General features: G+C 36.4%; 9 protein-coding genes. 7 read left to right on the forward strand and 2 right to left on the reverse strand.

Translation table 11 applies throughout. The features are described 5' to 3' along the window. Positions 1-34 precede the first annotated feature (34 nt). The 5 genes from menA to B0A80_RS18525 all read left to right on the forward strand — a co-directional run bounded on the left by menA (position 35) and on the right by B0A80_RS18525 (position 4,594). Positions 35-997: a 1,4-dihydroxy-2-naphthoate octaprenyltransferase gene (gene menA, locus B0A80_RS18505; protein ID WP_089078266.1), complete on the forward strand. Its 963-nt coding sequence runs from the start codon at positions 35-37 to the stop codon at positions 995-997. A gap of 30 nt (positions 998-1,027) precedes the next feature. Further along, entirely contained in the window at positions 1,028-1,705 is a 678-nt protein-coding gene (locus B0A80_RS18510; protein ID WP_070908006.1) for a metal-dependent hydrolase, read from the forward strand. 5 nt (positions 1,706-1,710) lie between these two features. Beyond that, the gene (locus tag B0A80_RS18515) at positions 1,711-2,226 is read left to right on the forward strand and encodes a DUF2199 domain-containing protein (RefSeq protein WP_089078267.1); all 516 of its coding nucleotides are present in this window, start codon (positions 1,711-1,713) and stop codon (positions 2,224-2,226) included. Positions 2,227-2,260: 34 nt separating this feature from the next. After that, the gene (locus tag B0A80_RS18520) at positions 2,261-3,463 is read left to right on the forward strand and encodes a tetratricopeptide repeat protein (protein ID WP_089078268.1); all 1,203 of its coding nucleotides are present in this window, start codon (positions 2,261-2,263) and stop codon (positions 3,461-3,463) included. 84 nt (positions 3,464-3,547) lie between these two features. Continuing rightward, entirely contained in the window at positions 3,548-4,594 is a 1,047-nt protein-coding gene (locus B0A80_RS18525; protein ID WP_089078269.1) for an o-succinylbenzoate synthase, read from the forward strand. 47 nt (positions 4,595-4,641) lie between these two features. Here B0A80_RS18525 and B0A80_RS18530 read toward each other — a convergent pair whose 3' ends face one another. After that, complete coding sequence (locus tag B0A80_RS18530; protein ID WP_089078270.1) at positions 4,642-5,193, reverse strand: hypothetical protein; 552 nt, start codon at positions 5,191-5,193, stop codon at positions 4,642-4,644. A gap of 19 nt (positions 5,194-5,212) precedes the next feature. Then, positions 5,213-6,124, reverse strand: a complete 912-nt coding sequence (locus B0A80_RS18535; RefSeq protein ID WP_089078271.1) for an OmpA family protein — start codon at positions 6,122-6,124, stop codon at positions 5,213-5,215. A 203-nt stretch (positions 6,125-6,327) separates the two neighbouring features. On the opposite strand from B0A80_RS18535, the gene B0A80_RS18540 reads away from it, so the two are divergent. Together B0A80_RS18540 and B0A80_RS18545 are read left to right on the forward strand one after the other, a co-directional pair. Continuing rightward, positions 6,328-6,801 (forward strand): CYTH domain-containing protein, encoded by a 474-nt coding sequence (locus B0A80_RS18540; protein ID WP_089078272.1) that lies wholly within the window; start codon positions 6,328-6,330, stop codon positions 6,799-6,801. Between the two features lie 5 nt (positions 6,802-6,806). Then, positions 6,807-7,772: a YpdA family putative bacillithiol disulfide reductase gene (locus B0A80_RS18545; RefSeq protein ID WP_089078273.1), complete on the forward strand. Its 966-nt coding sequence runs from the start codon at positions 6,807-6,809 to the stop codon at positions 7,770-7,772. Positions 7,773-7,793 lie beyond the last annotated feature (21 nt).

The raw sequence follows: 7,793 nt of genomic DNA on the forward strand, positions 1-7,793 counted from the left end.
ACCTGAAACAAATAATCTAACAAAATAAAATAGAATGAAACATTGGATTGAAGCCGCTCGTTTGCGTACATTGCCTTTATCAGTTTCCGGAATCATAGTAGGAAGTATATATGCCTTATCCAACCCAACGGAAACCATTAACACACCAACAGAGGTATTCAGTTGGAAAATTTTTGGTTTTGCACTATTAACGACGCTTGGATTACAGGTTTTGTCCAATTTTGCAAATGATTATGGTGACGGTGTAAAAGGTACGGACAATGCCGACAGAGTTGGTCCACAGCGTGCCATTCAGAGTGGTGTTATTACGCCTCAGGCCATGAAAAAAGCCATTATAATTACTTCATTTTTGACCTTGTTATCTGCAATTGTACTTATATATTTCGCTTTTGGCGAAAGTAATTTTGGATATTCTATCTTTTTCCTATTACTTGGAATAGCAGCAATTGTTTCGGCAATTCGTTATACCGTTGGAAATTCAGCTTATGGATACAGAGGATTTGGAGATTTGTTTGTTTTTATTTTCTTCGGATTGGTGAGTACTTTGGGAGTAAACTTTTTGTATTCAAAAGAAGTTGATCCGCTTTTGATCTTGCCGGCTATTTCAATCGGTTTATTAAGTGTTGGAGTTTTAAATCTGAACAATATGCGTGATGAAGAATCAGATCGCAAATCAGGAAAAAATACCATTGTAGTTCAGATCGGTGGTGCAAAAGCTAAAATTTATCATTTCACTTTGATTATTACTGCTATGCTTTTAGTAGTTGCTTTTGCCTTTTTGAGTGATTATAACTTCGATCAGTATTTATTTTTATTGGCTTTTATTCCTTTAACTAAGCATTTAATTACCGTTTATAAAAACCAAAACCCAAAGTTGTTAGATCCTGAATTGAAGAAACTGGCACTAAGCACTTTTTTACTTTCAATATTACTGACAGTATGCATGATTTCATTGATTTCAGACATTATTGTAAACCTCTTTTTAGGGGGAAGATAAAACAAAGTTCAATTTTAAAAATGAATTAAAATGAAAATAACATTTTACGGACATGCGTCTTTAGGTATTGAAGTGGGTGGGAAACATATTATTGTAGATCCTTTTATTACAGGAAATCCACAAGCAGCAGGAGTTGATATCAACAGCTTAGAAGCAGATTATATTTTGCTTACTCATGCGCATGGCGATCATATTCTGGATGTTGAAGCTATTGCCAATCGTACCAAAGCGGTGATCGTTTCAAATGCGGAAATTGCAGGTTATTATGCTAAATTAGGTTTCAGCTCACACCCGATGAATCACGGTGGAAGCTGGCAATTTGATTTTGGAAAAGTAAAATATGTCAATGCGATTCATTCAAGCTCTTTCCCTGACGGAAGTTATGGCGGAAATCCGGGTGGGTTTGTAATCGAAGGAGAACATAAAAATATTTACATTGCCGGTGATACCGCACTGACAATGGATATGAAGCTAATTCCGATGAGAACCAAACTGGATCTGGCCATTCTTCCAATCGGAAATAATTTTACAATGGATGTTGAAGATGCCATCATAGCTTCAGATTTTGTAGAATGCGATAAGATTTTGGGGTATCATTTTGATACATTTGGCTACATTAAAATCGATCATGAAGACGCCATTCGCAAGTTCTTTGATAAAGGAAAAGACTTGATGCTTTTGGAAATTGGCGAATCAATTGAACTGTAATTAAAATGTCAGATATTAAATTTATTTGTGAATGCTGTGGCGAAGAGCATGAAAGCTGGCCGGCAATTGCTTACAGTTCGCCTTCTGCTTACAACAAGCTTTCAGAACAGGAAAAAGAAGAAATTGCAGTTATTGACCAGGATTTTTGTGTCATTAAACATGAAGATCATATCAATCGTTTTATCAGAGCAGTTTTGGTTCAGCAAGTAAACGATCATTGCGAAGATTTAGAGTATGGCTTCTGGGTTTCGCTAAGTGAAAAAAGTTTTGAAGACTATCTGGAAAATGGTGAAGATGAAAATCACGAAGCGCAGTATTTCGGATGGCTTTCCAATTACATTCCGGATTACGAATTTTCGAGCAGTATTCCCACAACAGTAGTGACCAGACCCGGTAATGAAAGGCCTGAAATTTTTCCGCACCAAGATTTCGATCATCCTTTTGTGAAAGATTTTTATAACGGCATTACAAAAGCTGAAGCGGAGAAAAGAATTTACAGAACATTAAATAATAAGGCCTGAATTTTGTAAGTGATCTTAAAATAAAATTTCTACAATGATTTTAAAAAAAATTGCCCTGTTTCTTTTAATTACAACTTCGTGCAGCATTTTTGCGCAAAAAGACGGTTATTGGGATAAAGAACGTGCTACTACAAAAGAAATTATAGTTTCTGCCCGTGACCGAATTATTCTTAAAACAGAAGATTTACCGGTAGGAACAACAGAAATTGTATACCGAATTACACTTTTAGATGAAAACCAGGAAATGGCAAACAGTCTGGTCTCCGTTTTAAAATCAATTCCGGATCCAACCGGAATCAGTCAGGGATCAGCCGGAGCAGTTTTTCTGATGTCTAAAATTTCAGGAGATGATACCTGTACGTATGCTTTATTTACCTCCAACGAAACGGCAAAGAAGTATATCACAGATGGCAAAACAGATAAAGCCTGTTACGATCAGAAAGATCCCTTAAGCAAAGATGCTAAACGATTGTCACTGGATAAGTCGTCCTGTTTAGGACAGAATGTAAATACACTTTGGTTTGGTTTTCACAGCAAAAACTGGCTTCTAAATCAAAAAATAGTTCTGGAAGTAGTTCCGTGGGTAGACACAAAACTGAATCGTGGATGGAATCAGGACAATAAAAATGAAATTATAAGTCTTTGTAAAACCTCCACAATGGCTCAGAAAATGGCGAATTCTGATGATTTTTGTGTGTGTATACTCGATAAAATCATGAAGCAGTACCGTTATACCGAATTTCAAAAACTGCTTCCAATTGAAAAGACTAAAGCTTATAAGGATTTTGGAAATAGCTGTTATAAAGATGCTGATATTTCTAAAAATGTTTACAACGACCTGAGAGCACAGGCTGCTGCTTTAGTCAGACTTCAAAAATACAATGAAGCGATTCCGAAACTGAATACCATCATTAACGACGGAAAAGCAACGGCTTTAGATTACAGTTCGATAGGATATTGTTATATTTTGACTAAGCAATACGGTAAAGCCATTAAATTTTTGAAAGAAGGTGAAAAATTGGACGATACAGAGTTGCTTGTCAAATTAAATCTGGCGCACGTTTATCTGATTAGTGATGATTATAGCGAAGCGAAAGCCATTTATAAAAAATACCAGTCGCAAAACGTAACAGACAGTTTAAGCTGGATAGAGAAAACAAAACAGGATTTCGTAATTTTTCAAAAAGCAGGATTACCCTCAAAAGATTTTGAAAAAATATTGAAACTGTACAATTAAAAAAAACATAAAATCAATAATAAGCCTGTTTAATGGTATGATACCTATTTATTCAGGCTTATTTTTTTACCATCTGTTTATTATATGAAAGCAACCTTCCATAAATACATGCTTGATTTTAAAAGGCCTTCCGGGACTTCCAGAGGGGTTATGACCGAGAAGGAAACCTGGTTTATTGTTCTGGAAGAGAACGGTAAAAAAGGAATAGGAGAGTGTGGAATACTTCGTGGTTTGAGTGCGGATGATCGCGAAGATTATGAAGAAAAACTGCAATGGACGTGTGATAATATTCATTTAGGAGAAAAGGCGCTTTGGGATGCTTTGTTAGAATTTCCATCGATACAATTTGGTGTTGAAATGGCATTTTTATCTTTTAAAAGCGAAGATCCTTTTGTTTTGTTTCCTTCTCATTTTACCAATAATTCAGCGTCAATTGTGATAAACGGTCTGGTCTGGATGGGGGAAGCTTCCTTTATGAAAGAACAAATAGAAGAGAAATTAGCCACCGGATTTAATTGCATAAAGTTGAAAATAGGGGCGATCAATTTCGAAAAGGAATTGGAGTTATTGGCTTTTATTCGCAGTCATTTTTCAGCAGAGCAAATTGAAATCAGGGTGGATGCTAATGGCGCTTTTGATTTAAATGATGCATTAGGTAAAATGAATCAATTGAATAAATATCAGCTGCATAGCATTGAACAGCCTATTAAGAAAGGAAATATTGCTGCAATGGCCGATTTGTGTAAAACTACACCCTTTCCTATCGCTCTTGATGAAGAATTGATTGGTATTTTCTCGTTGGAAGAAAAGGAGGCTTTGCTACAAAAAATACAACCACAATACATTATTCTAAAACCTAGTTTTGTTGGTGGCTTCAAAGGCACAAAAGAATGGATAGATTTGGCCGATAAGTATCAAATAGGATGGTGGATTACTTCGGCATTGGAAAGTAATATAGGCCTTAATGCGATTGCACAATGGACATTTTTGCAAAACTCAAAAATGCCTCAGGGTCTTGGAACCGGAGCGCTTTACACAAATAATTTTGATTGTCCGCTTGAAGTTGTGGGGGGACAGTTATGGTACAGTAAAACAAAAGACTGGGATTTCGATTTTCTCAGCAGCTTATAAAAAAAACTGGCTTTAAGCCAGTTTTTATGGTTATATTGATTTCGGTTTTATTCTTTTCCGCCTTTTAGACTGTCCTGCCAGTCCTTTAATTCCTGCCATTTGCCCTGATAAGCGAGTAATGCCTGTCTGGCCCAGGTGCTTGGATTATGAATAGCATAATTTTCACCTCCGCCATCCAGAATGGATTGTAATTTTTCGATTGAAGCTTCTGACAGTTCGTGCCATGTTTTAATTCCTGCAGCGTTAAATAACGCTTCGATTTTTGGCCCGATACCTTCGACTATTTTTAAATCATTTTCTTTAATTTTTTTACCGTAAGCGGTTGCCGCCAATGCACTGTCAAAAGGTATTGCAGGTATTGTTGCTGCTGCGAAAGATTGTGGAGCGTTGTTGACTTTAGCTTTTGCAGCCAGTTCAGCTTCCAGAGAAGAAATTTTAGCATTCAGGTTTCGCGTATTGGCTTTGCAGGCATCCAAATCGGACTGTAGTGACAAAGCCAGTGAATCGTCACCTTTAGAATTCATTTTTCCCAGTAAGTAACCCAAAATTCCACAGATTAATCCCACTAGAGCCGGTATTAAGATACAAGGTATATTCATGATCGTATATTTTGATTGATTATTTAATTGTTATCACTGTTCTTCTGTTGTTTGCCCTGCCTTCGACAGTAGTGTTTTCACCAATAGGTTCGTCAGGACCTTTTGATTCTGCAGTTATCCGATTTCCGTCAACACCATTTTTCGACAAATAATTTTTAGTAAACTCGGCTCGTTTTTGACCAAGAGCTACATTAGAATCACGGTTTCCAACATTATCACTATGTCCAACAGCTACAATTACCGCTTCTTTCACGTGTTCCATATATTTCACCAGATCGGCCACTTTTTCTTTTTCTGCAGGTGTTAACTTATCACTGGCTTTATTGGTGTTGAAATGTAAAGTGAGCGGATCACCATTGATTTTTTCTTTTAGAATAGCCCATTCGTCGGTTACAGCCGGAGCGGCTTCCAGAGCTTCAAAAGCATATTTGACAGGCCCTAATAGTGTGTCTTTTTTCGTTTGCCATTTATCAATCACTTCACCCTTTGTGTTTAACTGCGCATCAGGTAAACCTTGCGACACAAAATACTTTTTAATGTCATTAGCTCGTGCCAGACCCAGATTTTCAAAAGTTGTCGTATTGGTTTCATCTGAAGTAGCATAACCTGTTATGGTAATTTTTTGCTTTGGATTAGCGATCAGGAATGTTTTAAGGTTTTGAATTCCAATCGATACCGAATCACCCACAGGCAAAAGTGCTGTAGGACTGTTTTTAAGGAACTTGATATTATCGTTGGTGTGATAATCAATTCCGGAACCATTTAGAATAAAAGGGACAATAGTTTCGTCCGGAGCCACTACTTTTGATACTTTTCCGGTATCAATCGCAGGTGTTTTCATAGTGCAATTGCAGCAAAATTTCAAATACAAAAAGGTACCTAAAATAATGGTTATTACAATGCCTAACAGATAAAGTGCTTTTTTAGACATAGGTGATGAAGTTAAGATTCTATCAAATTTAACAAAAAAATAAATACATAACCTATTAAAAATCAGTTATTTTAAAGTTATTATTCTTATTGTGAGCGTATTACAAAAATGAAATTTAAAGTCTGACAATGATTCTTGTAATTTCAATTCTTAGGCCAAATTAATTTGAGTAACTTGCATAAAAATTAAATTCACACATCAAAATGGTCGAAATAGAAAGAAAGTTTCTGGTAAAATCAGCTGATTTTAAAGAACAGGCTTTTACGTACAATAAAATTGCCCAAGGCTATTTAAATGCAGTTCCGGAAAGAACAGTTCGTGTGCGCATTAAAGGCGAAAGAGGTTTTATTACCATAAAAGGAGTCAGTCAGCAGGGCGGAATGTCCCGCTTTGAATGGGAGAATGAAATTCCGCTTGATGAGGCATTGGAATTGCTTAAGTTATGTGAGAAAGGAAAAATCGAGAAAACGCGTTACGAAATAAAATTAGGGAAACATATTTTTGAAGTAGATGAATTTTACGGAGAAAATGAAGGACTGGTGATGGCAGAAGTAGAGCTGGAATCGGAAACAGAAATTTTCGAGAAGCCGGATTGGCTGGGTGAAGAGGTGACAAACGACCCAAGATATTATAACGCTTATTTGAGTAAGAACCCTTTTAAAGAGTGGGAGAAGTAAAAAACATGAATACATATGATTTGATTATTGTAGGGGGCGGGCCAATTGGTCTGGCTTGTGCAATTGAAGCCCAAAAGAAAGGTTTGCGTTATTTGATAATTGAAAAAGGAGCTATAGTCAATAGTATTTTCAATTATCCTTTGTATATGACTTTTTTCTCCACTGCAGAAAGACTTGAAATAGGAAACATACCGTTCAGTTGTCTGCCACCGAAGCCCGGGCGTCAGGAAGCATTGGAGTATTATCGCAATATTCATCGGTATTTTAATTTTTCCATTCATTTATTTGAAAGAGTAACTCAGGTGGAGAAACTTGCTGATGGCACTTTTAAAATTACAACTGATAAAACACTTTATGAAGCTGCGAATGTGATCATTGCAACCGGTTTTTATGATATTCCGATTGAAATGGAAGTGAAAGGAGAAGAATTGCCTAAAGTTCGTCATTATTATAAAGAAGCCCATGAGTATGCTTTCAGGAATGTTTTGGTGGTAGGAGCAAACAATTCCTCAGTAGATGCGGCTTTGGAATGCTGGAGAAAAGGAGCCAATGTAACCATGGTTATTCGGAAAAAGGAAATCAATAGTCGGGTGAAATATTGGGCAAAACCGGATATTGAAAATCGAATTGCAGAAGGAAGCATCAAAGCTTATTTCGAATCAAATATTACTGAAATCAGGGAAAATGAAGTAGAAATAGAAACTCCTACAGGGAAAATTACGATTGAAAATGATTTTGTACTAGCCCTAACCGGATACAAACCTGATTTGGCTTTTCTGGAAAATATGGGAATACAATTATCTGAAGATGAGTTAAAAACACCAACATACAACCCCGAAACTATGGAAACCAATGTGGAAGGTTTATTCTTAGCGGGTGTAATTTGCGGAGGAATGCATACGCACAAATGGTTTATCGAAAATTCTCGTGTGCATGCGAGCATGATTGTAGATTATATTACTTCGAAATAAGTTTATAGCCACGAATTCACG

It is taken from the genome of Flavobacterium tructae (assembly GCF_002217475.1).
Taxonomy (GTDB): domain Bacteria; phylum Bacteroidota; class Bacteroidia; order Flavobacteriales; family Flavobacteriaceae; genus Flavobacterium; species Flavobacterium tructae.

Coding starts and splice junctions, on each gene's coding strand:
- B0A80_RS18540 (WP_089078272.1), top strand. CDS start 6,328: ATGGTCGAAATAGAAAGAAAGTTTCTGGTAAAATCAGCTGATTTTAAA.
- B0A80_RS18530 (WP_089078270.1), bottom strand. CDS start 5,193: ATGAATATACCTTGTATCTTAATACCGGCTCTAGTGGGATTAATCTGT.
- menA (WP_089078266.1), top strand. CDS start 35: ATGAAACATTGGATTGAAGCCGCTCGTTTGCGTACATTGCCTTTATCA.
- B0A80_RS18520 (WP_089078268.1), top strand. CDS start 2,261: ATGATTTTAAAAAAAATTGCCCTGTTTCTTTTAATTACAACTTCGTGC.
- B0A80_RS18545 (WP_089078273.1), top strand. CDS start 6,807: ATGAATACATATGATTTGATTATTGTAGGGGGCGGGCCAATTGGTCTG.
- B0A80_RS18535 (WP_089078271.1), bottom strand. CDS start 6,124: ATGTCTAAAAAAGCACTTTATCTGTTAGGCATTGTAATAACCATTATT.
- B0A80_RS18510 (WP_070908006.1), top strand. CDS start 1,028: ATGAAAATAACATTTTACGGACATGCGTCTTTAGGTATTGAAGTGGGT.
- B0A80_RS18515 (WP_089078267.1), top strand. CDS start 1,711: ATGTCAGATATTAAATTTATTTGTGAATGCTGTGGCGAAGAGCATGAA.
- B0A80_RS18525 (WP_089078269.1), top strand. CDS start 3,548: ATGAAAGCAACCTTCCATAAATACATGCTTGATTTTAAAAGGCCTTCC.